The organism is Streptomyces sp. NPDC049687 (genome assembly GCF_044465285.1).
Taxonomy (GTDB): Bacteria; Actinomycetota; Actinomycetes; order Streptomycetales; family Streptomycetaceae; genus Streptomyces.
The window spans coordinates 463879-488302 of sequence record NZ_JBITLN010000001.1; the positions used below are offsets into that span (position 1 = coordinate 463879).

The 24424-nt window shown below is 71.4% G+C and carries 20 protein-coding genes and 1 pseudogene; 10 read left to right on the forward strand and 11 right to left on the reverse strand.

Annotated elements, in window-relative coordinates:
- Positions 1-197: 197 nt before the first annotated feature.
- Positions 198-1547, forward strand: coding sequence for a cysteine desulfurase/sulfurtransferase TusA family protein (locus ACIBVL_RS02145; RefSeq protein ID WP_399090310.1), 1350 nt, complete (start codon positions 198-200; stop codon positions 1545-1547).
- 25 nt (positions 1548-1572) lie between these two features.
- On the opposite strand, the gene ACIBVL_RS02150 is transcribed toward ACIBVL_RS02145, so the two are convergent.
- Complete coding sequence (locus tag ACIBVL_RS02150; RefSeq protein WP_399090312.1) at positions 1573-2547, reverse strand: carbohydrate kinase family protein; 975 nt, start codon at positions 2545-2547, stop codon at positions 1573-1575.
- Between the two features lie 131 nt (positions 2548-2678).
- Here ACIBVL_RS02150 and ACIBVL_RS02155 point away from each other — a divergent pair, with 131 nt between their 5' ends.
- Positions 2679-2888, forward strand: a complete 210-nt coding sequence (locus ACIBVL_RS02155; RefSeq protein WP_399090314.1) for a hypothetical protein — start codon at positions 2679-2681, stop codon at positions 2886-2888.
- 124 nt (positions 2889-3012) lie between these two features.
- On the forward strand, positions 3013-4731 hold the full coding sequence (locus ACIBVL_RS02160; RefSeq protein ID WP_399090317.1) for a hypothetical protein: 1719 nt from the start codon (positions 3013-3015) through the stop codon (positions 4729-4731).
- A 74-nt stretch (positions 4732-4805) separates the two neighbouring features.
- On the opposite strand, the gene ACIBVL_RS02165 is transcribed toward ACIBVL_RS02160, so the two are convergent.
- Entirely contained in the window at positions 4806-5162 is a 357-nt protein-coding gene (locus tag ACIBVL_RS02165; protein ID WP_030582488.1) for an iron-sulfur cluster assembly accessory protein, read from the reverse strand.
- 244 nt (positions 5163-5406) lie between these two features.
- Between ACIBVL_RS02165 and nadA the strand changes: the two genes are divergently transcribed.
- On the forward strand, positions 5407-6603 hold the full coding sequence (gene nadA, locus ACIBVL_RS02170) for a quinolinate synthase NadA (RefSeq protein ID WP_399090320.1): 1197 nt from the start codon (positions 5407-5409) through the stop codon (positions 6601-6603).
- A 21-nt stretch (positions 6604-6624) separates the two neighbouring features.
- Here nadA and ACIBVL_RS02175 read toward each other — a convergent pair whose 3' ends face one another.
- The 6 genes from ACIBVL_RS02175 to ACIBVL_RS02200 form a co-directional block, all read right to left on the reverse strand.
- On the reverse strand, positions 6625-8886 hold the full coding sequence (locus tag ACIBVL_RS02175) for a PQQ-binding-like beta-propeller repeat protein (protein WP_399090323.1): 2262 nt from the start codon (positions 8884-8886) through the stop codon (positions 6625-6627).
- A 110-nt stretch (positions 8887-8996) separates the two neighbouring features.
- Positions 8997-12101 carry an efflux RND transporter permease subunit gene (locus ACIBVL_RS02180; RefSeq protein ID WP_399090326.1) on the reverse strand — a complete coding sequence of 1035 codons (3105 nt, stop codon included), beginning with the start codon at positions 12099-12101 and terminating at the stop codon, positions 8997-8999.
- 147 nt (positions 12102-12248) lie between these two features.
- Positions 12249-12932 carry a response regulator gene (locus ACIBVL_RS02185; protein WP_399090329.1) on the reverse strand — a complete coding sequence of 228 codons (684 nt, stop codon included), beginning with the start codon at positions 12930-12932 and terminating at the stop codon, positions 12249-12251.
- The gene (locus ACIBVL_RS02190) at positions 12929-14152 is read right to left on the reverse strand and encodes a sensor histidine kinase (RefSeq protein ID WP_399090332.1); all 1224 of its coding nucleotides are present in this window, start codon (positions 14150-14152) and stop codon (positions 12929-12931) included. The genes ACIBVL_RS02185 and ACIBVL_RS02190 overlap by 4 nt, the downstream gene beginning before the upstream one ends.
- Positions 14153-14218: 66 nt before the next feature.
- Complete coding sequence (locus ACIBVL_RS02195) at positions 14219-14539, reverse strand: hypothetical protein (RefSeq protein WP_399090335.1); 321 nt, start codon at positions 14537-14539, stop codon at positions 14219-14221.
- A gap of 22 nt (positions 14540-14561) precedes the next feature.
- The gene (locus tag ACIBVL_RS02200) at positions 14562-15338 is read right to left on the reverse strand and encodes a PspA/IM30 family protein (protein WP_399091988.1); all 777 of its coding nucleotides are present in this window, start codon (positions 15336-15338) and stop codon (positions 14562-14564) included.
- Positions 15339-15667: 329 nt separating this feature from the next.
- On the opposite strand from ACIBVL_RS02200, the gene ACIBVL_RS02205 reads away from it, so the two are divergent.
- Together ACIBVL_RS02205 and ACIBVL_RS02210 are read left to right on the forward strand one after the other, a co-directional pair.
- Complete coding sequence (locus ACIBVL_RS02205; RefSeq protein ID WP_399090338.1) at positions 15668-16264, forward strand: DUF3043 domain-containing protein; 597 nt, start codon at positions 15668-15670, stop codon at positions 16262-16264.
- A gap of 83 nt (positions 16265-16347) precedes the next feature.
- A complete protein-coding gene (locus ACIBVL_RS02210; protein ID WP_399090341.1) occupies positions 16348-17058 on the forward strand; it encodes a class I SAM-dependent methyltransferase in 711 nt (236 codons plus the stop codon).
- A 375-nt stretch (positions 17059-17433) separates the two neighbouring features.
- On the opposite strand, the gene ACIBVL_RS02215 is transcribed toward ACIBVL_RS02210, so the two are convergent.
- On the reverse strand, positions 17434-17646 hold the full coding sequence (locus tag ACIBVL_RS02215; protein WP_307162898.1) for a hypothetical protein: 213 nt from the start codon (positions 17644-17646) through the stop codon (positions 17434-17436).
- Positions 17647-17760: 114 nt separating this feature from the next.
- Between ACIBVL_RS02215 and ACIBVL_RS02220 the strand changes: the two genes are divergently transcribed.
- Positions 17761-18972 (forward strand): bifunctional adenosylcobinamide kinase/adenosylcobinamide-phosphate guanylyltransferase, encoded by a 1212-nt coding sequence (locus tag ACIBVL_RS02220; RefSeq protein WP_399090345.1) that lies wholly within the window; start codon positions 17761-17763, stop codon positions 18970-18972.
- 83 nt (positions 18973-19055) lie between these two features.
- On the opposite strand, the gene ACIBVL_RS02225 is transcribed toward ACIBVL_RS02220, so the two are convergent.
- Positions 19056-19976 carry a class I SAM-dependent methyltransferase gene (locus tag ACIBVL_RS02225; RefSeq protein ID WP_399090349.1) on the reverse strand — a complete coding sequence of 307 codons (921 nt, stop codon included), beginning with the start codon at positions 19974-19976 and terminating at the stop codon, positions 19056-19058.
- A 151-nt stretch (positions 19977-20127) separates the two neighbouring features.
- Here ACIBVL_RS02225 and cobT point away from each other — a divergent pair, with 151 nt between their 5' ends.
- From cobT to ACIBVL_RS02240, 3 genes and pseudogenes are all read left to right on the forward strand, one after another.
- A complete protein-coding gene (cobT, locus tag ACIBVL_RS02230) occupies positions 20128-21246 on the forward strand; it encodes a nicotinate-nucleotide--dimethylbenzimidazole phosphoribosyltransferase (protein ID WP_399090352.1) in 1119 nt (372 codons plus the stop codon).
- Between the two features lie 72 nt (positions 21247-21318).
- On the forward strand, positions 21319-23028 hold the full coding sequence (locus ACIBVL_RS02235) for a phosphatidylglycerol lysyltransferase domain-containing protein (protein WP_399090355.1): 1710 nt from the start codon (positions 21319-21321) through the stop codon (positions 23026-23028).
- A pseudogene (locus ACIBVL_RS02240) lies at positions 23025-23660 on the forward strand (hypothetical protein); the annotation flags it as partial. The gene ACIBVL_RS02235 and the pseudogene ACIBVL_RS02240, both read left to right, overlap by 4 nt.
- On the opposite strand, the gene ACIBVL_RS02245 reads toward ACIBVL_RS02240, so the two are convergent.
- Positions 23644-24399 carry a hypothetical protein gene (locus tag ACIBVL_RS02245; RefSeq protein WP_399090358.1) on the reverse strand — a complete coding sequence of 252 codons (756 nt, stop codon included), beginning with the start codon at positions 24397-24399 and terminating at the stop codon, positions 23644-23646. The pseudogene ACIBVL_RS02240 and the gene ACIBVL_RS02245 overlap by 17 nt on opposite strands.
- Positions 24400-24424: the final 25 nt, after the last annotated feature.

Sequence of the window (24424 nt, forward strand, 5' to 3'; positions counted from 1 at the left end):
GGATGTTTATGCGGACCAAACCCTAGCCGACGCCTTCCGGGGGCTCGCGGGGAGGGTGGGGTACGCGCCGCGGGCTCAGCCGAAAGCGCCTCATGGCTCGGTGACTGCGGCTTGTTTGGCGAGTACGGGTGATTCGTGGCTGGTCGCGCGGTTCCCCGCACCCCTTCGTGACGCGCCCTACGTTTTAACGTTGCTCTGTGTCCTACTTTGATGCCGCCTCAGCTGCTCCCCTGCATCCAGTCGCCCGTCAGGCGTTGTCGGCCTCCCTCGAGGAGGGGTGGGCGGATCCCGGACGCCTTTACCGCGAGGGGCGTCGGGCGCGGATGCTGCTTGACGCGGCTCGGGAAGCGGCCGCGGAGGCCGTCGGCTGCCGGGCCGACGAGCTGGTGTTCACCTCGTCCGGAACGCGGGCGGTGCAGACGGGCGTCGCGGGGGTGTTGGCGGGGCGGCGGCGGGTCGGGCGTCACCTGATCGTGTCATCCGTCGAACACTCCTCGGTGCTCCATTCGGCCGAAAGACATGAGGACGACGGCGGGACGGTGACGCGGGTGGGTGTCGACCGGACCGGGGTCGTGGATGTCGACGCGTACCGCGAGGCGCTGCGGGCGGATACCGCTCTCGCGGTGCTGCAGTCGGCCAATCACGAGGTGGGGACCGAGCAGCCCGTCGCGGAGGTTGCCGAGGTGTGCCGGGCTGCCGGGGTGCCGTTGCTGGTGGACGCGGCGCAGTCGCTGGGGTGGGGGCGGGTGGACGGAGACTGGTCGGTGTTGACCGCCAGTGCGCACAAATGGGGTGGGCCGTCGGGGGTCGGACTGCTCGTGGTGCGCAAGGGGGTGCGGTTCGCGGCGCGGGAGGCGGAGGAGTTCCAGAGCCTTCCGGCGATCGTGGCCGCCGCCGCGTCCCTTCGGGCCGTGCGGGCGGAGGCGGCCCGGGAGTCCGTACGTCTGCGGGAGCTGACCGGGCGGATCCGGGTGCGGGTGCCCGAACTGGTTCCGGACGTGGAGGTCGTGGGGGATCCGGAACGGCGACTGCCGGGGATCGTGACCTTCTCCTGTCTGTACGTCGACGGGGAGGCGCTGCTGCACGAGCTGGACCGGGAGGGTTTCTCGGTGTCGTCGGGGTCGTCCTGCACCAGCAGCACGCTGACGCCGAGCCATGTGCTCAAGGCGATGGGGGTGCTGAGTGAGGGAAATGTGCGGGTTTCGCTGCCGACGGGGGCGGCCGAGGACGAGGTCGAGCGGTTCCTGGCGGTGCTGCCGGGGGCCGTGGCGGGGGTGCGGGAGAGACTGGGGGCACCGACGCCGGCCACGGCCGTACGGGAGGACGCCCTTGTCGTGGACGCCCTCGGCAAGCGGTGCCCGATCCCCGTCATCGAGCTGGCCAAGGTCATCGGGGACGTGCCGGTGGGGGGCACGGTGCGGGTGCTGTCCGACGACGAGGCGGCCCGGCTGGACATCCCGGCGTGGTGCGAGATGCGGGGGCAGGAGTACGTGGGCGAGGAGCCGGCGGACAAGGGGACGGCATACCTTGTCCGCCGGACCGGCTGATCTACCCGCGCGCGACGACGCTCACTCAGGCAAGGTGAGCGCGCACCTCTTCGGCCGCCTCATCGCCGTACGCCTTGGTGAACCGGTCCATGAAGTGCCCCCGCCGCAGCTGGTACTCCTGGGTGCCCACGGTCTCGATGACGAGAGTCGCCAGCATGCAGCCGATCTGGGCGGCACGCTCCAGGGAGACGCCCCAGGCCAGGCCGGAGAGGAAGCCGGCGCGGAAGGCGTCGCCGACGCCGGTGGGCTCGACCTTGCGCTCCTCCTCCGGGCAGCCCACCTCGATCGGGTCCTCGCCGGCGCACTCGATGCGGACGCCGCGCGAGCCGAGGGTGGTGACGCGGTGGCCGACCTTCGAGAGGATCTCGGCGTCCGTCCAGCCCGTCTTGGACTCGATGAGGCCCTTCTCGTACTCGTTCGAGAACAGGTACGTGGCGCCCTCCAGCAGTATCCGGATCTCCTCGCCCTCCATACGGGCGATCTGCTGGGAGAAGTCGGCGGCGAAGGGGATCGAGCGGGAGCGGGACTCCTCCGTGTGGCGGAGCATCGCCTCCGGGTCGTCGGCGCCGATCAGGACCAGGTCCAGGCCGCCGACGCGGTCGGCGACGGTCTTCAGCTCGATCAGGCGGGCCTCGCTCATCGCGCCCGTGTAGAAGGAGCCGATCTGGTTGTGGTCGGCGTCGGTGGTGCACACGAAACGGGCCGTGTGCAGGGTCTCCGAGATGCGGACGGACTCGGTGTCCACGCCGTGCCGGTCCAGCCAGGCCCGGTACTCGTCGAAGTCCGCGCCCGCGGCGCCGACCAGGATCGGCCGAGTGCCCAGTTGTCCCATTCCGAAGGCGATGTTGGCGCCCACTCCGCCCCGGCGTACGTCCAGGTTGTCGACCAGGAAGGAGAGCGAGACCGTGTGGAGCCGGTCCGCGACGAGCTGGTCGGCGAAACGTCCGGGGAACGTCATGAGGTGGTCGGTCGCGATGGAGCCGGTGACTGCGATGCGCACGGCGTGGACTCTCCTGAGGGGAGGGGGATTGACAGTTCACGCTACCCGGTCCGGGGGGCGCCATTGAAGCAGCCGAAACTACCCGATAGTAGATCTTTCTTCGCGGCCTCGAGCGTGCGTACGGTGCCGCTATGACGAACCTCAAGGTCCACGCCCCCGCTCCGGCCGACCTCGACGGCGGTCTCGCGTCGCTGCGCGGGGACTGCGCCCGGATGGCTCCGCACTGGGCGGCCCCGGAGAAGATCGCTTCCCGCCCGGTCTCCCCGTCACTCATCCACGGCGTGACCGTCCCGGCGACATCGGCGCGACTGCTGGAGGCGATGCCCGAGTACGGCAACTAGTGCCGCGGGTTTTCCTCCGTACGGCGCCCGGAAGGGAACCGTGCGCTCCCCCGCCGCGTCCCATCGCTGTCCCCCGTAAAGGGGATGTGAGGTACGACAGCAGGGCAGCCGAAGGAGCGATGCGGTGAACACCGAGCGACCCGAGAACGACGACGCCGCGCGCGAGCCGGAGGAGACGCGCTCCGCCGAGCGGGCCGACACGGCTGAGGACGCCGAGGACGCCGGGCAGGCCGCGAGCGCCGAGAAGGCTGAGAAGGCTGAGAAGGCTGAGAAGGCCGACACCGCCGAGGACGCCGGCACCACCGCCGAAGAGGGTGCGCAGGTCGCCGGTGAGGTCCGGGACGCGGAGCCCGAGGCCGGGAAGGCCGAGGCCAAGGAGGTCGGCGGTCTCTCCGCCGCCGACGACGAGCGGCCCTCCGGGCGGCCTCACCGCTCCCCCCTCCTCGTCGCCTCCGTCGCCGCCGCAGTGCTGCTGGTCGGGGGCGGTGGGGTCTACCTGAGCGCGCAGACCACGGGCGGATCCGGTGCCGGGGCGCCCTCAGGTGACGGCACCCCCGCGCCGCTGGTCCTGGACGACTACGCGGGGAGCGGCTCCGGCGGCGGTTCGAACGGCATCGCGCCCGGTGAGCCGAACCCGTACGGCGTGACGTACAAGGCCGACGGCCCGCTCCCCGACGGTCCCGGTTCCGCGCCCGTGTACTGGGCGAAGGGCGAGGTCGGCAAGGACGAGGTGGCCCGGCTGGCCAAGGCGCTGGGGGTCGAGGGGACACCCGTGGTCGACGGGCAGGCCTGGAAGGTCGGCTCCGGGAACGACGGGTCGGGCCCCGTGCTCCGGGTGAACCGGCAGGCGCCGGGCATGTGGACGTACAGCCGGTACGCGCCCGGCACCGACAACTGCACCGGCGGGATCGCCAAGTGCGCCAAGGACCCCGCGAGCCCGACCGCCGCCCCGGTGAGCGAGGCGGTCGCGAAGAAGGCGGCGGCGCCGATCCTCAAGGCCGTGGGGCAGGACGACGCCAAGGTGGACGCGAGCCGGACCATGGGCGCCCAGCGGGTGGTGAACGCCGACCCCGGGATCGGCGGTCTGCCCACCTACGGCTGGACGACCGGCATCAGCGTCGGCACCGACGGCGTGGTCATCGGGGGGAACGGACAGGTGAAGGCGCCGGTCGAGGGTGACTCGTACCCCCTGCTGAGCGCGGCGGAGGCACTGGACGCGTTGAACGCGGCGCCCGGAACCCGGCACCGGATGGGCATCGGCGGGTGTGCCAGCCCGATGCCGCTGAAGGACCGGTTGGAGAGCCCCTGCGGGTCGTCCACGGGCACCCCGAAGTCCACGGGCACCCCGTCGGGCGAGACGGTGACGGTCGGGGACGCGGTGCTCGGGCTCGCCCCGCACGCCTCGGGCGGCCGGCAGGTGCTCGTACCGTCCTGGCTGTTCGAGGTGAAGGGGACGGGAGCCGCGGATGGCTACCGGGTGACCCAGCCGGCGGTCGACCCGGCGTATCTGAAGTCCGCGACGGCGCCCACCCCCACGCCGAGCGCCACGTCCGGTCCCAGGAAGGTCCAGGTGGACGGCTACACCGCCGAGGGCAGTGAGCTGGTCGTGAGCTTCACCGGCGGGGTCTGCGCCGACTACAAGGCGACGGCGAAGGAGAGCGCGGACCAGGTGACGGTCACCGTGACCGAGACGCCCTGGCCGGGCAAGGTCTGCATCATGATCGCCAAGGAGTACCACCAGACCGTTCGGCTCGACGAGCCACTGGGCGGCCGGAAGGTGGTCGGGGCGGACGGCAAGGCGATTCCACTGGAGAAGGATGGCGCGCGGCTGCCCGTCCGGTAGGCGTCGCGGACGAGACGAAGGCGGCGGCCCCTCCGACGAGGGGCCGCCGCCTTCGTGCGCGGTCATCGCATGGCTTAGCTGAAGGAGTCACCGCAGGCGCAGGAGCCCGTCGCGTTCGGGTTGTCGATCGTGAAGCCCTGCTTCTCGATGGTGTCGACGAAGTCGATGGAGGCACCGCCCAGGTAGGGGGCGCTCATGCGGTCGGTGACGACCTTGACGCCGCCGAAGTCCTTGACGACGTCGCCGTCGAGGGAACGCTCGTCGAAGAAGAGCTGGTAGCGCAGGCCGGAGCAGCCGCCGGGCTGCACGGCGACACGCAGGGCCAGGTCGTCACGGCCTTCCTGGTCGAGCAGGGCCTTGACCTTCGCCGCGGCGGCGTCGGACAGGATGATGCCGTCGGTGACGGTGCTGGTCTCGTCCGATACGGACATCTACATCTCTCCCGGGTTGTACGGAGACTGCTTGCCGACGGTTGCAACCGACGGGGCCCCGGATTCATTCCGGGCCCAGCTCTTGTCTTTTTCGTTCCCTTCTCATGCTCGCACATGCCGTTGCGAGCGGAAAACGCCTCACCGGGATTCATGTCACATCGACGCGATGACCATCGTCAAAGTGACACGAAGCAAGCTATGATAGATAGCGTCAGTTCGACGAAAAGTAGAAAGGGTGCGTGTCGTGACCACCGCCCAGACCACGGAGCTCGACGTACAGCCGACTCCGCTCGCCCTGTTGCTGCTCGGCCGTGAGGCCGACCCGAGGAGCGAGCGGGGCGTCGAGTGCCCCGGCGATCTGCCCTCACCCTCGGACCCGGACCTGGTCGAGCGCGCCCGCGCGGCCAAGGAGAAGCTCGGTGACAAGGTCTTCGTGCTCGGCCACCACTACCAGCGCGACGAGGTCATCCAGTTCGCCGACGTCACGGGCGACTCCTTCAAGCTGGCCCGGGACGCGGCCGCCCGCCCGGAGGCCGAGTACATCGTGTTCTGCGGCGTGCACTTCATGGCCGAGTCCGCCGACATCCTGACGTCGGACGACCAGAAGGTGGTCCTGCCCGACCTCGCCGCCGGCTGCTCCATGGCCGACATGGCGACGGCCGAGCAGGTCGCCGAGTGCTGGGACGTGCTGACCGAGGCCGGCATAGCCGAGCAGGTCGTGCCCGTCTCGTACATGAACTCGTCCGCGGACATCAAGGCGTTCACCGGCAAGCACGGCGGCACGATCTGCACCTCCTCCAACGCCCAGCGGGCCTTGGAGTGGGCCTTCCAGCAGGGGGAGCCCGCCACGACGAAGGTGCTGTTCCTGCCCGACCAGCACCTGGGCCGGAACACAGCGGTGCGGGACATGGGCATGTCCCTGGAGGACTGCGTCGTCTACAACCCGCACAAGCCGAACGGCGGGCTGACCGCCGAGCAGCTGCGCGACGCGAAGATGATCCTGTGGCGGGGCCACTGCTCGGTGCACGGCCGCTTCAGCCTGGAGTCGGTCGAGGACGTGCGCGCCCGGATCCCCGGGGTGAACGTGCTCGTCCACCCGGAGTGCAGGCACGAGGTGGTGGCCGCGGCGGACTACGTCGGCTCGACCGAGTACATCATCAAGGCGCTGGAGGCGGCCCCGGCCGGCTCCAAGTGGGCCATCGGCACCGAGCTCAATCTCGTGCGCCGGCTGGCGAACCGTTTCGCACCGGAGGGCAAGGAGATCGTCTTCCTCGACAAGACGGTCTGCTTCTGCTCGACCATGAACCGTATCGACCTCCCCCACCTCGTCTGGACCCTGGAGTCCCTCGCCGAGGGCAAGCTGGTCAACCGCATCGAGGTCGACAAGGAGACCGAGGCGTTCGCGAAGCTGGCACTGGAGCGGATGCTGGCGCTGCCGTAGCCGATGCGCGTCGGCCCGGACTCACCCCGCCGAGACCGGTGTCCGGTCGGGGTGGGCCGGGTCGAGGGTGAAGACCGTGCCGTCGGCGGTCACCACGACCAGGGCGCCCTCGTTGAGCAGCACGGTGGACGGGATCGCGCTGCCCAGGACCTCGGCGCGGGCGGAGGACTCCCACAGCACGGTGCCCTTCGCCGCGTCCAGGGCCGCCACCCGCCCGCTGCCGCTGGCCAGGTACACGGTGCGCCCGGAGTCGTCCACCGTGACGTCGCCCGGTGTTTCCAGGGTGGTGCGGGCCTCCCACTTCCGGACGCCCGTACGGGGCGAGACGGCGGTCACCTTGCCGCTGGAGGTGGTGAAGTAGAGGGTGCCGTGTGTCAGTACGACGCTCCCCTGGTAGTTCTCGGACAAGTCCGTCACCTGGCGTTTCCCGTCGGCGGGATCGACCCGCACGATACGGCTGTACGACAGGTCGCCGCTGAGGGCCGACTCCTTCGACTCGACGAACACCAGCCGGCCGTTGAGGACGCCGGCGAAGCTGCCGCTGGCCGCCGGTGACTTCAGGGGTCGCAGGGACCCCCCGGCGGGATCGACGACGAAGAACCGGGTGGCGTCGGAGTCCTCCTTGTCGATGACGCACTCCACGAACGGCCGGTCGTCCTTGGCGAAGAGCGAGCAGATGTACCCGGCGGGAAGAGACCTCTTCCAGCGCTGTCTGCCGTCGACGGCCGAGCGGCCGGTCAGCGTCCGTCCGTCGCCCTCCTGCATCAGGGCGACACCGGCGGCGTAGACCGACCCGGGGCTGTCGACGCTCACCTTCCGGGACCAGATCCTCTCGCCGCTCCCGCTGTCGAGGGCGACGACGAACTGCTCCTTCGTCCAGCCCTCCTTGTCGTTGACGAGCATCTGCGCGAGGACCACGCCGTCATGGACACCGACGATGGACGACAGATACAGGTCGGCCGGCGTCCCGGAGGGCGCGACGTCGGCGCGCCAGAGCGTCCTGCCGGTGCTGCCGTCGATCCGCTCCGGGAGGATCGCGTTGCCGGCGCAGTAGACGGCGCCCTGGTCGGTCCCGCAGAGCGGCGACTGATCGCCGTCCGCGCCCGGCGCCTTCTTCACCCCCTTCTCGGCCTGCTCGGACACCGTCGACTGCCAGGGCTTCCAGCCCGCCGGGAGGGCGGCCCAGCGGGAGGAGGCGGACGCCGTGGACGGGGCGGGGCTCACCCGCGAGGTGTCGTCCGCGAACCCCGGCCCGAACCGCATGTAGCCCGCCAGCCCCAGGGCGAGCGCGCAGACCGTGCCGACCACGGCCCACAGCGGACGCGTACGGCCGCGACGGCCGGAGCCGGTGCCGGAGCCGGTGCCGGTGCCGGTGCCGGTCGTGCGGCCGACGGCGATCCCCGGATCGGTCTCCGCACCGGACCGCAGTGCGCCCACACGCAGGGTCATCGTGGGCAACTCGTCCTCCGCGGGCTCGGGCAGGACGACCGCGAACTCGTGGGCCAGTTCGTCGAGTCCGGGCCGGTCCTTCGCCTCCTTGACGAGGCAGCGCTCCAGGACGTCGCGCAGGGGGCGTGCCACCCCGTCCAGCTCGGGCTGGTTGTGGACCACCCGATAGGCGGTCAGATACGGGCTGTCGGCGTCGAAGGGGCCCCGGCCGGTGATGGAGTACGCAAGCAGCGCCCCGAGCGAGAAGACGTCGGAGGCGGGGCCGACCGAGCGGGCGTCGGTGAACTGCTCCGGCGACATGAAGGGCGGAGTGCCGATCATCTGGCCGGTCTCGGTGAGGGTGTTGTGGTTCTCGGCCGCCCTGGATATCCCGAAGTCGATGACGCGGGGGCCGTCCTCGGCGATCAGGACGTTCGCCGGCTTCAGATCGCGGTGTACGACGCCCGCCCGGTGGATGTCCCGCAGCGCCTCCACCAACCCCAGCGCCACCCGCCGCACTTCGACGCCCCGGATCGGGCCGCCCTCGCGGATCCGGTCGGCGAGCGAGCGTCCGGGCACGTACTGGGTCGCCATCCAGGGCCGCGCCACATCCGGGTCGGCGTCCACGACCGGCGCGGTGAAGGCGCCGCTCACCTTGCGGACGGCCTCGATCTCCTGTCGGAACCGGGCGCGGAAGACGGCGTCCTCGGCGTACTGCGCGTGCACCACCTTGAGGGCGACCTCGCGCCCCGACCGTGAGCGGGCGCGGTAGACGACCCCCATGCCTCCGGCCCCGAGCCGGTCGAGGATCTTGTATCCGCCGAGCGTCCTCGGGTCGTCCTTGTGCAGCGGCACCGTCCCGATTCCCTTCCGCCGCAGAGCAGTTCGGGGCACAGCATAAGGAACCGACGCGCGGGGAAGAGCGTCGGCGCGACGGACACGGAGTCCGTCGCGCCGATCTGCCCTCAGACGCCGGCCGGTTCGGGCGTCTTCTCGGGCTGCGCGGCCCTTCTCTTCATGGCCCGCTTCCTGGCCCGGCGTTCCTTGCGCAGTTCGAGCATCGCGTAGAGCGTCGGGACGAGGAGCAGGGTGAGCAGCGTCGAGGTGATCAGACCGCCGATCACGACCACCGCCAGCGGCTGGGCGATGAAGCCGCCCTCGCCGGTGACGCCCAGGGCCATCGGGAGCAGGGCGAAAATCGTCGCGAGCGCGGTCATGAGGATGGGGCGCAGCCGGTGTCGGCCGCCCTCGACCACGGCCTCGACGACGCCGTAACCCTGCTTGCGGTACTGGTTGATGAGGTCGATCAGGACGATCGCGTTGGTCACCACGATGCCGATGAGCATCAGCATGCCGATCATCGCCGGAACACCCATCGGGGTACCGGTGACCAGGAGCAGGCCGATCGCGCCGGTCGCCGCGAACGGGACGGAGACCAGCAGGATCAGCGGCTGGGCGAGCGAACGGAAGGTCGCGACGAGCAGCATGAAGACGATGGCGATCGCCGCGAGCATCGCCAGGCCCAGGTTGGCGAAGGCGTCGTCCTGGTCCTGGCTGACACCGCCGATCTCGGCCGTGGCGCCCGCCGGGAGCTTCAGGGCGTTGATCTTCGACTGGAGCTGGGTACCCACCGCGCCCGTGTTGTCGCCGGTCGGGCGGGCGGTGACGGTGGCCGCGCGCTGACCGTCGATGCGGGTCGTCGACACCGGGCTGTCGACCAGCCGGACGGTGGCGATGTCACCGAGCTTCACCGGGCCCAGCCGGAGGTTCTTCAGCTGGGCCAGGGTCCGCGCCGGCTTCGCGGACCGGATGACGACGTCCCGTTCGGTGTCGTCGAGGATCGCCTTCGCCGCCGTCGTCCCCCGCACGGCCTGCGCGACCGCCGCGCCCAGGCTCTGGTCGTCGAAACCGGCCGCGGCGGCCTTGGTGTTCGCCTTGACCGAGATGCGCGGCACGCTCCGCGAGAGGTCGCTGGTGACGTCGGTGACGTCGTCGAGACCGGCCACCGTCCTGCGGACCTGCTCGGACGCCGTACGCAGCACTCCCGCGTCGGCCGCCTTCACCACGACGCTCAGGTCCTGGCTGCCGAAGCCGTCACCGGCGGCGACGGTGGTCGTGCCGATGCCCTCGAGCTGCTTCAGTCCGTCCTCGATCCGGTCCTGGACATCCTCGTGCGAGGCGGAGTCCTCCAGCATCACCTGGTACGAGGCCTGGTTGGTGTCCGTGCCGCCGCCGAAGGCCGCCATGAAGCCGGAGGAGCCCACGGTGACCTGGTAGTCCTTCACGCCCTTGATTCCGGCGAGCAGTCGCTCGACCTTCTCGGCCTGGGCGTCGGTCGCCGCGAGGCTGGTGCCGGGCTTCAGCTCCTGCTTGACCGTCAGGACCTGCTGCTCGCCCTGGTCGAAGAAGTTCGTCTTCAGGAGCGGCGCCATGCCGAAGGTGCCGAGCAGGACGACGACGGCGATGGCCACGCTCGTCAGCCGTCGCCGGGTCGCGAACCGCAGGACGGGGACGTAGAAGCGCTGCAGACGGCTCTTCGCCTCCTTCTCCTCCGCCGCGCGGCGGGCTTCCTCGGCGTCCTCGGGGGTGCCCTTCGGGGCACGCAGGAACCAGTACGACAGGACCGGGACGACCGTCAGCGACACCAGCAGGGAGGCCAGCAGGGCCGCCGTGACGGTGAGGCTGAAGGCGCCGAACAGGGCACCGACCATGCCGCCGACCAGACCGACCGGCAGGAACACGGCGACCGTGGTGAGGGTGGAGGAGGTGACCGCGCCGGCCACCTCCCGGACGGCGGTGATGATCGCCGTCCGGCGTTCCTCGCCGTAGCCGAGGTGGCGCTTGATGTTCTCCAGGACGACGATCGAGTCGTCGACGACCCGGCCGATGGCGATGGTCAGCGCGCCGAGCGTGAGCATGTTGAGGGAGAGGTCCCGCGTCCACAGCACGATCAGGGCCAGGACCACCGAGAGCGGGATGCTCACCGCGGTGACGAGCGTCGAGCGGACGGACGCCAGGAAGACCAGGATCACGAGGACCGCGAAGAGCAGGCCGAGCGCGCCCTCCGTCGTCAGGCCCTCGATGGCCTTCGACACGGCCGGGCCCTGGTCGCTGACGACGGTGATCGTCGCGCCGGAGCCGAGGTCCTCACGGAGGTCGGGCAGCTTGTCCTCGACGGCGTTGGAGATGGCGACCGCGCTGCCGTCGTGGTCCATGGTGACCATGACGGCGAGGCTGGGGTTGCCGTCGGTGCGGGTGATGGAGTCGGCCGGGGCCTCCTCCTGCTTCACCGCGGCCACGTCACCGAGACGGACCGGCTTCTTGCCGCCCACGCCGGGGATCCGCAGATCCTCGATCTGCTGTACGGACGTGTAGCCGCCGCCGACCTGGACGGTGCGGTTGCTGCCCGCCTCGTCGAAGGCACCGGCCGCGACGGTCGCGCCGCCCGCCTGCAGGGCCTGGGCGAGGGACTGCGTGGTCAGACCGGCCTTCGTGAGCTTCGTGTCGTCCGGGGTGACGGTGACCTGGAGGTCGCGGACACCGGTGACGGTGACCTGGCCGACGCCGTCGATGTCCCGCAGGGCAGGCACCACGGTCGTGTCGAGCTGGTCGGCGAGGGCCTGCTGGTCCTTGGCGGAGGTGACCGCGAGGACCACGGTCGGCATGTCGTCCGTGGAACCGGCGACGACCTGAGGGTCCACGGCGTCCGGGAGCTGGACGCGGGCCCGGTTCACGGCCTGCTGGACGTCGGCGACCAGCTGCTTGGTGTCGTTGCCGTAGTCGAAGGACGCCACGATGACGGCGTTGCCCTCGCTCGCGGTGGAGGTGACGCCGGTGATGCCGTCGACGCCCTCGAGGTTGTCCTCGATCGGCTCGATGACCTGCTTCTCGACGACGTCCGGGGAGGCGCCCTGGTAGGGCGCGAGCACGGACACCATCGGCAGTTCGATGGTGGGCAGCAGCTGTTGTTTGAGCTGCGGGACGGCGATCGCGCCGAAGACGAGCGCGACGAGGGACATCAGGCCTATGAGGGCCCGTTGCGCGAGGCTGAATCGGGACAGCCAGGACATGAGTGAAAGGTCTCTCTTCTGTGAGCGGCAGAAGCGGGTGCCAGATGTGGCCCCTTCACCCTGTGGCACGCCGGGATGGCAATCCGTAATCCCCAGGTCGATTTCCTTATGCCGCTCCTACTCCGGCCGCAGTACGGCCGGTGGAGCTCAGTCCACCCTTGGACGTACCAGTCCGGACTCGTAGGCGATCACCACGAGCTGCGCCCGGTCGCGCGCGCCCAGCTTCGCCATGGCCCGGTTGACGTGCGTCTTCACGGTCAGCGGGCTGACGTCCAGGCGTTCGGCGATCTCGTCGTTGGAGTGCCCGCCGGCGACCTGCACCAGGACCTCGCGCTCGCGCACGGTGAGCGCGTCGAGGCGCTGCGCCCGTTCGGGGTCGCGGTCGTCGCCCAGTGCGTCGCCCTGGGCCAGGAAGCGGGCGATCAGGCCCTTGGTCGCGGCCGGGGAGAGCAGGGCCTCGCCGCCGGCCGCTATCCGGATCGCGCTCAGCAGCTCCTCCGGCTCGCTGCCCTTGCCGAGGAAGCCGGAGGCGCCCGCGCGCAGCGACTGCACCACGTAGTCGTCGACCTCGAAGGTCGTCAGGATGACCACCCGGACCCGCGCGAGGTCCGGGTCGGCGCTGATCATCCGGGTCGCGGCGAGACCGTCCGTGCCGGGCATCCGGATGTCCATCAGCACGACGTCGGCGCGCTCCTCCTTCGCCAGCCGGACCGCCTCCGCTCCGTCGGAGGCCTCCCCCACCACCTCCATGTCGGCCTCGGAGTCGACGAGCACCCGGAACGCGCTGCGCAGCAGCGCCTGGTCGTCGGCGAGCAGGACACGGATGGTCATGCGGGGTCCTCAGCTGTACGGGTTCGGGTCTTGACCGGCAGGATCGCATGCACGCGGAAGCCGCCGCCGTAGCGGGGACCGGTGGTGAGGGTGCCGCGCAGGGCGGTGACGCGTTCGCGCATGCCGAGGAGGCCGTGGCCGCCGCCCGTCACCGGGGTCTCCTCGGGTTCGGGGCGCCCGTCGTCGAGGACCGTTATCTCGATGTTGGGTCCCACGCGTACGACGCTGACCTCGGCCTTCGCGTCCGGTCCGGCGTGCTTTTGGACATTGGTGAGCGCCTCCTGGATGACCCGGTAGGCGGCCAGGTCGACGGCGGCGGGGAGTGTGGTGTCCTGGTCGCAGTGAGCGACCTCGATCTGGATTCCCGCGTTGCGGAAGGCGCCGGCCAGCTCGTCGAGACGGTCCAGGCCGGGGGCGGGTTCGGTGGGGGCCTCCGGGTCGCCGGACTGGCGCAGCAGGCCGACGGTGGCGCGGAGTTCGTTGAGCGCGGAGCGGCTGGCCTCGCGGACATGGGCGAGGGCCTCCTTGGCCTGGTCGGGGCGCTTGTCCATGACGTGCGCGGCGACCCCGGCCTGGACGTTGACCAGGGCGATGTGGTGCGCGACCACGTCGTGCAGGTCACGGGCGATACGCAGGCGCTCCTCGGCGACCCGGCGGCGGGCCTCCTCCTCCCGGGTGCGCTCGGCCCGCTCGGCACGGTCGCGGATGGCCTGGACGACGGCTCTGCGGCTGCGCACGGCGTCCCCGGCGGTGGCCCCTATGCCGGTCCAGGCGAGGATGCCGAGGTTCTCCTGGGCGTACCAGGGCAGCGGGCCCGCCAGCATCGCCGCGCCGGTCAGGACCGTCATGGTGAGCAGGCCGGCGCGCAGGGTGGTGGGGCGGTCGGTGGCGGCGGCGACGGTGAAGAGGGCGACCACGGCGGACATCGCGACGGGGGCGCGGGGGTCGCCGGTGACGCACTCGACGACCGAGAGGGTGCTGGTGACGGTGAGGACCGCCATGGGGGCGCTGCGGCGGAAGATCAGGGCGATGGCGCCGAGGGTCATCAGGAGCAGGCTGAGGTGGTCGGGGGTGCGGATGCTCCAGCTGACGGTGTGGCCGCTGTGGGGGTCCACGAAGGAGCCGGCGAGCATGCACAGGAGGACGCCTGCGGCGAGGGCCGAGTCGAGGGCGAGGGGATGTGCTTTCAGCCGGCGCCGGGTCTGGGCGAGGGGGGTCACTGTTGTCGTTACCGTCGCTTTCCCTGCCGTAAGCGGGCCTGCCGCCCCCAGACCCCGCTTCGGCCCTTAAGGGGCCTCGTCCTCGAACGCCGGACGGGCCGGCTGGTCTCCCCCCGGGATCAGCCCGTCGCCGCTCAGCATCTCCCGGACCTCCTCCAGCGTCGCGTCCGGGGACGGGAGGATCAGTTCCGACGGTTCGAGGGAGTCGTCGGGGAGGGGGGTGCCCAGGCGGCGGACGGCGTCCAGAAGGGCACCGAGGGTCCGTCGGAACCCGTCCGCGTCGTCGCCCTCCAGTTCCGCGAGGAGTTCGTCGTCCAGTTTGTTCAGTTCGGTGAGGTGGCCGTCGTCCAGCCTCACCTGCCCCTCCCCCATGATCCGTACGATCATGTCGCCTCCCTCGGCGTGGGCCCTACTGCTTGTCGAAGCGCGGGGTGTCCTGCGGCTGCTGCTGGGACTGCGACTGGTTCGCGCCGCCTTCGATGGCCTGCTGCCCGGAGGACGTGCCACCGGCCAGCTCGGCCTTCATGCGCTGCAGTTCCAGCTCTACATCCGTACCACCGGAGAGCCGGTCCAGCTCGCTCTGGATGTCGTCCTTCGCCAGTCCGGTCGGGTCGTCGAGGGCTCCGGAGGCGAGCAGCTCGTCGAGGGCGCCGGCCCGTGCCTGGAGCTGGGCGGTCTTGTCCTCGGCACGCTGGATGGCCAGGCCGACGTCGCCCATCTCCTCCGAGATTCCGGAGAAGGCCTCGCCGATGCGGGTCTGGGCCTGGGCGGCGGTGTAGGTGGCCTTGATGGTCTCCTTCTTCGTACGGAAGGCGTCGACCTTGGCCTGGAGGCGCTGGGCGGCGAGGGTGAGCTTCTCCTCCTCGCCCTGGAGCGTCGCGTGCTGCGTCTCGAGGTCGGTGACCTGCTGCTGGAGGGCGGCGCGGCGGGAGAGCGCCTCGCGGGCGAGGTCCTCCCGGCCGAGCGCGAGCGCCTTGCGACCCTGGTCCTCCAGCTTCGAGGACTGCGACTGCAACTGGTTGAGCTGCAGCTCCAGACGCTTGCGGGAGGTGGCCACGTCGGCGACGCCGCGGCGGACCTTCTGCAGGAGCTCCAGCTGCTTCTGGTACGAGTAATCGAGGGTCTCGCGCGGGTCCTCGGCCCGGTCAAGGGCTTTGTTCGCCTTCGCGCGGAAGATCATCCCCATACGCTTCATGACACCGCTCATGGGCTTCGCGCGCCCCCTTCTGACGTCCAGCTCCAGCTCTGCGACAGAACCCACAGTACGGGCCCTGCATCCATTGACGCACTGTTCGGGGACGGATGCGCTCCTCCCCAAGAACGACTGACCGAGACCTTGCTCCGGCGTAAGGAGTAGGTGACCTTCAGGGTGAGCGGTGGCTCACCCCTACGTCCTCTCTTCCTGAGGTTTTCCCCGATCCGTCCCGGTCCGTCTTCACTACAGACGACTGGTGTTGCCGGATCGTTCCCCGCCGGGCTGGGGTCCATGCCCCTGAGCGCTTACCCTTGGGTTTTGTGTTCCGTAGCCGTGCCAAGGAAGAGAAGGCCCCCGCCGACAAGGCCGTGGTGACCGACTCCAAGCAGCCCCGTGACCCGCAGGCCCCCAAGGGCCGGCCGACTCCCAAGCGCAATGAGGCCCAGTCCCAGCGCCGCAGCGTCGCCAACACGCCGACGAACCGCAAGGAGGCGGCCAAGCGACAGCGCGACGAGCGCCGCAGCCAGCTGGAGCGTCAGCGCCAGGCGCTGGCGGGGGGTGACGAGCGGTACCTGCCGGCCCGCGACAAGGGTCCGGTCCGCAAGTACGCGCGCGACTTCATCGACTCGCGGTTCAACGTGGCGGAGTTCTTCCTGCCGATGGCCGTGGTCATCCTGGCCCTGAGCATCGTGCGGGTCGCCTCGCTGCAGACCATCGCGCTGCTGCTGTGGCTGGTCGTGATCGTGCTGATCGTGCTCGACTCGGTCCTGACAGCTTTCCGGCTGCGCAAGCGGCTCACGGAGCGCTTCCCCGACCAGAGCCGCCGTGGCGCGGTCGCCTACGCGCTCATGCGCTCCCTGCAGATGCGTCGGCTCCGGCTGCCCAAGCCGCAGGTCAAGCGCGGAGAGCGGCCCTGAGCACGACGTCTTTCTCCGGGGGGGCGGCCCAGGCCTGGCTGAGCGGGCTGGGTGGGCTGCGTGATGTCGTACGGCAGGAGCTGGTGGCCCGGCAGCTCGACGAGCAGATCGCGGGGCGGTATCCGATCGGGCAGCGGCTGCGGGTGCTCGACGTCGGGATGGGCCAGGGCACACAGGCGCTGCGGCTCGCCCGGCTCGGCCACCAGGTGACCGGGCTCGAGCAGGACGCGACCATGTGCGCCGCGGCCCGCGAGGCGCTGTCCCGGGAGCCGGAGGGCATCCGGGAGCGGATGCGGATCATCGAGGGCGACGGCCGGGACACGGGCGTGCACTTCCTGCCCGGCAGCTTCGACGTGGTGCTGTGCCACGGCGTGCTGATGTACGTCGAGGAGCCGGACGCCCTGCTGGCCGGGCTCGCGCGGATGCTGGCCCCGGGCGGGCTGCTGTCGCTGCTCGTGCGGAACGCGGACGCGTTGGCCATGCGGCCGGGGCTGAGCGGTGACTGGGCGGGCGCGCTGGCCGCGTTCGACACCGTCGCGTACCGGAACCGGCTGGGCCTGGACGTGCGCGCGGACCGGCTGGCCACCCTGACCGACACGCTGGCCGGGATCGGGGCGCCGCTGCAGACCTGGTACGGGGTGCGGGTCTTCACCGACACGGCGGCGGACGGGACGGCTGCGCCCGAGGATCCCGAGAGGACCGAGGCGCTGCTGGCCGTCGAGGAGCGGGCGGGGCGGACCGATCCGTATCGGAGTGTGGCGGCACTGCTGCATCTGTGCGGGGTCCGCGGATAGCCGCGGTATCCGCTCGTTCGGGTGAGCCGGGCAGGCCGGATCTTCACCCCGAGGAGAGACTCGGGGGCATGGACGCTTCCCGTACCCGGGTCCTGGGACTCGCCGCGCTTGCGGGCTCCGTCGCGCCGCTCGCCGGGTGTTCCGGGACCGGTTCGTCCCCGACGACGAGGGCCACGACCACCCGGGCCGTGCCACGGGCGACGACGGCCCCCCGGGACGGCGGATCTGCAGACGCCGGCCGAGGAGAAGCCGGGACGCGCACGACGGTCACCTTCACGCGCGTCGGGGACGGGAAGAAGGCGGAGGTGACATGGGGTGAGCAGTGAGACGGGGGTCGCCCCGGCGCGGCGGCGACCCCCTCGTACGGCTACGCGGCTACGCCTCGTTCGCGTGCAGGCTCATGGGGCCGTAGATCTCGGTGGAGTCCTCGAAGAGCCGCACCTGGTCCGCGCCGCCTTCGAGCAGGTCCTTCCACACTTCCCCGATCCAGGACTCGGCGTCGCCCTGGGTGGTGAACTCCTCCGGCTCCACCGCGGGCTGGACCTCCGTCCCGTCGGCCTTCTCGAACCGCCACGTCCATGCCGCCATGTACGCCTCCCTGATATGAACACGTGCAGAGCAGAAGCCGGATCTTGGTCCGGCTCCTGCCGAGCAGCCTAGCCGGATGCGCAAGAGCAGGTCAGACACGCGAAAATCAGCTTTGTGGAAGTGACTCTGCTCGGTACCGGTGCCCCCGCGGGACTGCCCCGCCCCGACTGCCCCTGCGCGGTGTGCGCGATCTCGCTGGGCGCGCACGCGCGTGCGGCGACCGCGTTGCTCGTGGACGGGGCGCTGCTGCTCGATCTGACACCGGGTGCGGCGTTCGCGGCGGCGCGGGTGGGGCACTCACTGGGCGGCGTACGGCAGGTGCTGCTGTCGCATCCGCACGACGGGCCGCCGGTGGAGGTGCCGGCCGGGGTGCCGCAGCCCGGGCGGGTGCCGGACGGGCGGGAGCTGGCGCTGCTGACGGGGCATCGGGTGCGGGCGGTGGCGATGGACGCGCCGGGCACCGGGTACGCGGTGACCGGTCCGGCGGGGCAGCGGCTGCTGTATCTGCCGCCGGGGGGTGCGCCGGCCGGTCTGGAGGAGGGGTCGGCGTACGCCGAGCGCTACGACTTGGTCTTCACGGATGTCGTGGGGCGGCCGGACGCGCTGGCGAAGCTGCGGGCGGTGGGGTCGGTGGGGCCGACGACGGATGTCGTCGCCGTTCATCTGGACCATGACGTACCGCCTGGCGCAGAGTTGACGCGGCGGCTGGCGGCGGCGGGGGCGCGGGCGGTGCCGGACGGGTCGACGCTGGTGGTGGGGGTGTACGAGGACGTGCCGGACGTACCGCGCAGAACGCTGGTGCTGGGCGGGGCGCGGTCGGGGAAGTCGGTGGAGGCGGAGCGGCGGCTGGAGTCGTTCCCGGACGTGCTGTACGTCGCCACCGGGGGATCGCGGGGCGGGGACACCGAGTGGGCGGCGCGGGTGGCGGCGCACCGGGAGCGGCGGCCTGGGTCGTGGCGTACGGCGGAGACGTGCGACCTCGTGCCCTTGCTGGCGGAGGAGGGGGCGCCGCCGCTGCTGATCGACTGTCTGTCGTTGTGGCTGACGGATGCGATGGACTCCGTGGGGGCGTGGGACGACGCGGAGTGGGCGGACGGGGGAGAGCGGGCGTTGCGGGGGCGGGTGGCCGAGTTGGCGGGGGCGGTGCGGGGGGCTCGGCGGACCGTGGTGCTGGTGTCGAACGAGGTGGGGTCGGGGATTGTGCCGGCGACGGCGTCGGGGCGGCGGTACCGGGATGAGCTGGGGCGGTTGAACGCTGCTGTGGCGGGTGAGTGTGAGGAGGTTGTGCTGGTGGTGGCGGGGCAGGCGGTGGTGCTGCGGGGGTGAGGCGGGGACTGTGAACTGGCGGCGGGCGGGCGGGCCTGGGCCCCAGTCCCTCAGGGCACTGGGGAAGGCACGACCGCCCGCGGCTACGGCACTTTGCGTGCGATGACCCGGTACGCGTTGGAGAAGCGGGTGCGGCGCAGGACCGGAGCCAAGGCGTGGTCCAGGGTTGTCGCCAGGGCCGACAGGGGTCCCGCCGCTCTGTGCAGGCGGGTTCTGTTCACGTAGAGGGAGACGGCCCTCCCGAGGTCGTGAGGTGTGTGGGGCGTCCTGCGGTCCGTCACGACGATGTGGCAGCCCCTCGACTCCAGTTCCGTGCGGAGGTTGGTCAGGGGGATCAGGTGGAGGTGGCGGGGCTGGTCGTGGGAGGGCCACCACTTGCCCAGGAGGGTGGCGGACGCGCTGGTGGGGTCGGCGAGTTCGAGGAGGAGGTGGCCACCGGGGCGCAGGGCCGTCAGGGCCGCCGCGAGTTCCTCCTTCGGGTCGGGGGTGTGTTCGAGGTGGTGGAGCATGCTGACGACGTCGTAGCGGCCGCGGAGGCGGGAGAGGACGTCCGGGGTCGTCAGGTGGCCCACATGGGCTTCGTCCAGTCGGCCGGCCGCTCTTGCCCGCCGCACCCTGGGGGTCGGGTCCACACCGTCGAAGGCCGTGTAGGTGAACAGGCCCTTCGCCGTGGCCGGGAAGGCCGCGTGCCCCGTGCCGACGTCCAGCCAGCTCTCCGGCTCCGGGAAGGGCAGCATCGCGCGGGCCGTCGCCCTCAGGTGTCTGCGGCTGAACCGTTCGTCGCCGCGGCCGTCGTACAGCGCGAGTCCCTCGGGGGTCAGCCGCGGGTTCTGGAAGGCGTGGGCGCAGTCCCGGCACTCCTCGACCACGAACGTGCCCGGTCTGCGGTGCCGCAGATCGGGTGCGCGCAGTCGGGTGCGCAGGCGTTTCGAGCCGCACCAGGGGCAGTCGTCACGGCGCGGATCGTGGACCGGCCTGGGCCCGGTCCTGGGCCTGGAGGACATGAGCGGCTCCGGTGGGCAGACGGACAGGAGCTACGACATTCCGCAGCAAAGCGGAACGTATGGGATGCCGATCTTGGGTGCAAAGACGTCGTGCGGGTGTGGTGACGATGTGGCGCCGAACCGCCCGGCCGGTGCCGGTACTGTTCGGCGAATGAGCTCGCTTAATCTCGACGACTTCACCGATCTGATCGAGCGCCCCGACGGCGGCGTGCGCCGCGACGCGGAGGCCCGCCGGGAACGTCAGATCGTGCCCCCCGGATCGCTGGGGCGCCTGGACGACCTGGGTGAGTGGCTGGCGGCGGCGCAGGGTTCGGTGCCCGTGCGGCCGGTCGTACGGCCGCGGGTGGTGCTGTTCGCCGGCGATCACGGCGTCGCCGAGCTCGATGTCTCGGTCCGGCCGGCGGGCGGTGCCGCGGAGTTGGTGCGGGAGATCCTGGAGGGCGCCCGCCCGGTCTCCGTGCTCGCCCGTCGGCTCGAGGTCCCCGTACGGGTGGTCGACATGGCGCTGGACTGCGAGCCCGACGTGTTCCCGGAGGACGTCGTACGGCACCGGGTGCGGCGCGGCAGCGGCCGTATCGACATCGAGGACGCGCTGACCGTGGAGGAGGCCGAGGCCGCCTTCCGGGCCGGGGTCGCGGTGGCCGACGAGGAGGCCGACTCCGGAACGGATCTGGTCGTCCTCGGCGATGTGAGCGTCGGCGGGACGACGGCCGCCGGGGTGCTGGTGGCCGCGCTGTGCGGGACCGACGCCTCGGTGGTGACCGGACGGGGCGGCGAGGGCATCGACGACCTGGCGTGGATGCGCAAGTGCGCCGCCATCCGCGACGCGCTGCGGCGGGCCCGGCCGGTGCTCGGGGAGCAGCTGCAGCTGCTGGCGACCGTGGGCGGCGCCGATCTCGCCGCGATGACGGGCTTTCTGCTGCAGTGCGCCGTACGGAAGGTGCCGGTCGTCCTCGACGGTGTCGTGACGGCGGCCTGCGCGCTCGTCGCGCAGCGGATCGCGTTCCGGGCGCCGGACTGGTGGCTGGCCGGGCACAAGAGCGGCGAGCCGGGTCAGGCGAAGGCGCTGGACCGGATGGCGCTGGAGCCGCTGCTCGACCAGGGCGTGAAGGTCGGCGAGGGCGCGGGGGCACTGCTCGCGCTGCCGCTGGTGCAGGCCGCGGCGGCACTGGCGGCGGAGCTTCCCGAGAAGCCGGAGACCGCGCCCGAGAAGCCGGAGCAGGACACGGAGAACGCCGACGAGACCGGGAACACCGAGGACATCACCTAGGGGCACTGACAAAAAGGGACAGGCGACCCAAAAGAGCGGTTTCCGTGAAGTGCACCCATATGATCACCGATCATGGGACGTTCCCGGGTCGCCGCCGCCTTCGCCGTCTGGTATCTGCGTGCTGTCGCCTTCGTCAACTTCCTCAGCGCGGTGTGGGTTTCCCTGGGGCAGGACGTGCGGCGGCACAACCAGGAGGACTTCTTCACGCCGTATCTGCTGACGGCCGGGTTCGCGTCCGGGGTGTTCACCGCGTTCCTGGCCGTCACCATGCGGCGCCGCAAACGGGCCGCGTGGATCCTCAACCTCGCCCTCAGCGGCGCCTTCCTGGGGCTGTTCGTGCCGGCCATGGCGTTCCCGGAGATCCGCCGGTACCCGCAGAACTGGGTCTCGCTCGCCCTCACCGCCGCCTTCGTCACCGCGCTGCTCGCGGGGCGGCGGGAGTTCTACGCCAAGGGCGACCGCGCCAATCCGAGACTCGCCGCCCTCGTCGGCCTCGGCGGGCTGCTCGGCACCTCGCTGCTGGCCGCGCTGCTGGTGACGCTCACCAACCGGGCCTCGGCCCCCTCCACCTTCCTCGAACGCTGGCGCTACGGCACCCTGCGGCTGGTCTCCGTCGCCGCGGACGACCACCGCGTCCCCGGCATCGCCACCCCCACCTGGGTGGACGTCGCCGTCAACGCGCTGAGCACGGTCCTCGTCCTCGCCGTCCTGTACGCGGCCTTCCGCTCCCGGCGCGCGGTGGACCCGCTCACCGCGGAGGACGAGAAGCGGCTGCGGGAGCTCCTCGACCGGCACGGGGAGCGGGACTCGCTCGGGTACTTCGCGCTGCGCCGGGAGAAGAGCGTGTGCTGGTCGCCGACCGGCAAGGCGGCGGTCGCCTACCGGGTGGTGGGCGGGGTGTCGCTGGCCTCCGGGGATCCGCTCGGGGACCCGGAGGCCTGGCCGGGGGCGATCGAGCCCTGGCTCGCCGAGGCGCGGGCGCACGGCTGGATCCCGGCGGTGATGGGCGCGAGCGAGGAGGCCGGCACGGTCTACGCACGCCACGGGCTGGACGCCCTCGAACTCGGCGACGAGGCGATCGTGGAGGTCGCCGAGTTCACCCTGGAGGGGCGGGCCATGCGGACCGTCCGGCAGGCGTGCAACCGGGTCCGCCGGGCCGGTTACCGGGTCCGCGTACGGCGCCACGAGGACATCCCGGCCGACGAGATGGCCCGCCTGGTCCGCCGTGCCGACGACTGGCGCGACGGCGCCACCGAGCGCGGGTTCAGCATGGCGCTGGGGCGGCTCGGGGACCCGGAGGACGGGCGCTGCGTGATGCTGGAGTGCACCGACGCCCGCGGTGAGCTGCGGGCCCTGCTCTCCTTCGTGCCCTGGGGCCCGCACGGTCTCTCCCTCGACCTGATGCGCCGCGACCGGGACTCCGACAACGGGCTGATGGAGTTCATGGTGATCGAACTCCTCCGGCGCGCCCAGGAGATCCGGATCAGCCAGGTCTCGCTCAACTTCGCCGTGTTCCGGTCGGTCTTCGAACGTGGCGCACGTCTGGGCGCCGGGCCGGTGCTGCGGCTGTGGCGGTCACTGCTCAGCTTCTTCTCCCGCTGGTGGCAGATCGAGTCGCTGTACCGCGCCAACGCCAAGTACCGGCCCATCTGGGAGCCGAGGTTCCTGCTCTTCGAGAAGAGCGCGGACCTGCCGCGCATCGGCCTGGCGTCGGCGCGGGCCGAGGGCTTCCTGGAGCTGCCGCAGTGGCTGCACCGCACACCTCTGGAGACCCACCGATGAACCGCACCGCACACTGGGCCCGCACCGAAGGGGGGCCGCTGTTCGAGGCCGTACGCGGGCCGGTGGTGGAGCGTCGGTGGCGGGCGGCCCCGATGACCCTCGCGGCGGTGTGTCTGACGTCCGTCACACACCTCGTCCAGAACCAGTCCTGGGGCTACCGGCCGGTCCAGGACCTCGGGGCGGTACGGGCGGCCGACCCTCTCTGGCCCGCCCTCCTGCGCACCCCTCTGTCCCTGTTCGTTCCCGCCCTGGACCTGCCGGTGTGGGGCGCGCTCGCGCAGATCCTGTTCGTGTTCGGGATCGCGGAGATCTGCCTGGGCCGGTGGCGCACCCTGGTGATCGCCTACGCCGCCACCCTCGCCGGCACCCTCTGCGCACGGGTCGGCATCACCCGCGGCTGGCTCCCCGCCTCCGACGCCGTGGTGGTCGACACCGGCCCGTCGGCGGCGGTGGTGGGCCTGGCGGTGTACCTGGGGTGGCGGTATCGGGCGTATGCGACGGTGGCCGTCGTGATCCTCGCGATGATCGTGGAGGTCCTGCTGAAGAACAACCTGGCCGGCAAGGAGCACCTCGCGGCGATCGCGGCGGTGGGTCTGCTGTGCGCGGCGAGGCGGCTCAGGCACCCCGCTCGAGTTCCGCCGTCGTCTTGCCCCCCAGCCAGTCCCCGAGCACCCTCCGGGGCCGGGCCCACCGACGGTCGTGCCGGTAAGCCCGCAGCAGAGCCCTCGCCCGGGCCCGCGGCCGCCGCCGGTAGAAGCGGCGGGCCCACAGCGAATCGGGCCGGGCCAGCCGGACCAGGCCGATCAGCCCGACGAACGGGATGAACACACTGAAGACGGCCGTCTTGACCTTGCCCTTGAACAGGACGGCCAGCGAGAAGAGGAAGTTGACCGCGACGGTCGAGACGACGGTCCCCCGGTCCTGGAGCTCGTCGTCGCTCATGTCGTTGACCCCGAACGGCGTGGCCCCCACCAGCAGCAGCCCGACGAGAGCGGCCGTCAGCACGACGGCCTCCACGCTCTTGCGCCCCGCCTCGGTCCAGTACACGTCGTCGAGGTGCAGGATCAGCGCGAACTCGTCGAGGACGAGTCCCGTACCGATGCCGAAGATCACCGCGAAGGCGGCCGCGCCGAAGCCGTGCGCGCCGCTCGCCACCGCGCCGAAGCCGCCCGCCACGGTCAGGACGACCCCGGGGACCACGTGGTGGATGTGCACCCCGCCGGAACTGATGTTGCCGAAGGGCCCCTTGCCGGCCCGGATGAGACGTGTGACGACCCGGGTGATCACGAAGGTGAGCACGAACGCGGTCAGGGCGAGGAGCAGGGGGAGTTTCCCCGGTTCGACGATGTTGCGCTGCAGCCAGTGGCCCATGTCCCCAGTCTCGGGGGGACCGGGA

What these genes read in the sequence shown, in the direction of transcription:
- ACIBVL_RS02155 (WP_399090314.1), top strand. Translation starts at nt 2,679, where the DNA reads ATGACGAACCTCAAGGTCCACGCCCCCGCTCCGGCCGACCTCGACGGC.
- ACIBVL_RS02165 (WP_030582488.1), bottom strand. Translation starts at nt 5,162, where the DNA reads ATGTCCGTATCGGACGAGACCAGCACCGTCACCGACGGCATCATCCTG.
- ACIBVL_RS02180 (WP_399090326.1), bottom strand. Translation starts at nt 12,101, where the DNA reads ATGTCCTGGCTGTCCCGATTCAGCCTCGCGCAACGGGCCCTCATAGGC.
- ACIBVL_RS02185 (WP_399090329.1), bottom strand. Translation starts at nt 12,932, where the DNA reads ATGACCATCCGTGTCCTGCTCGCCGACGACCAGGCGCTGCTGCGCAGC.
- ACIBVL_RS02195 (WP_399090335.1), bottom strand. Translation starts at nt 14,539, where the DNA reads ATGATCGTACGGATCATGGGGGAGGGGCAGGTGAGGCTGGACGACGGC.
- ACIBVL_RS02200 (WP_399091988.1), bottom strand. Translation starts at nt 15,338, where the DNA reads ATGGGGATGATCTTCCGCGCGAAGGCGAACAAAGCCCTTGACCGGGCC.
- ACIBVL_RS02215 (WP_307162898.1), bottom strand. Translation starts at nt 17,646, where the DNA reads ATGGCGGCATGGACGTGGCGGTTCGAGAAGGCCGACGGGACGGAGGTC.
- ACIBVL_RS02225 (WP_399090349.1), bottom strand. Translation starts at nt 19,976, where the DNA reads ATGTCCTCCAGGCCCAGGACCGGGCCCAGGCCGGTCCACGATCCGCGC.
- cobT (WP_399090352.1), top strand. Translation starts at nt 20,128, where the DNA reads ATGAGCTCGCTTAATCTCGACGACTTCACCGATCTGATCGAGCGCCCC.
- ACIBVL_RS02235 (WP_399090355.1), top strand. Translation starts at nt 21,319, where the DNA reads ATGGGACGTTCCCGGGTCGCCGCCGCCTTCGCCGTCTGGTATCTGCGT.
- ACIBVL_RS02245 (WP_399090358.1), bottom strand. Translation starts at nt 24,399, where the DNA reads ATGGGCCACTGGCTGCAGCGCAACATCGTCGAACCGGGGAAACTCCCC.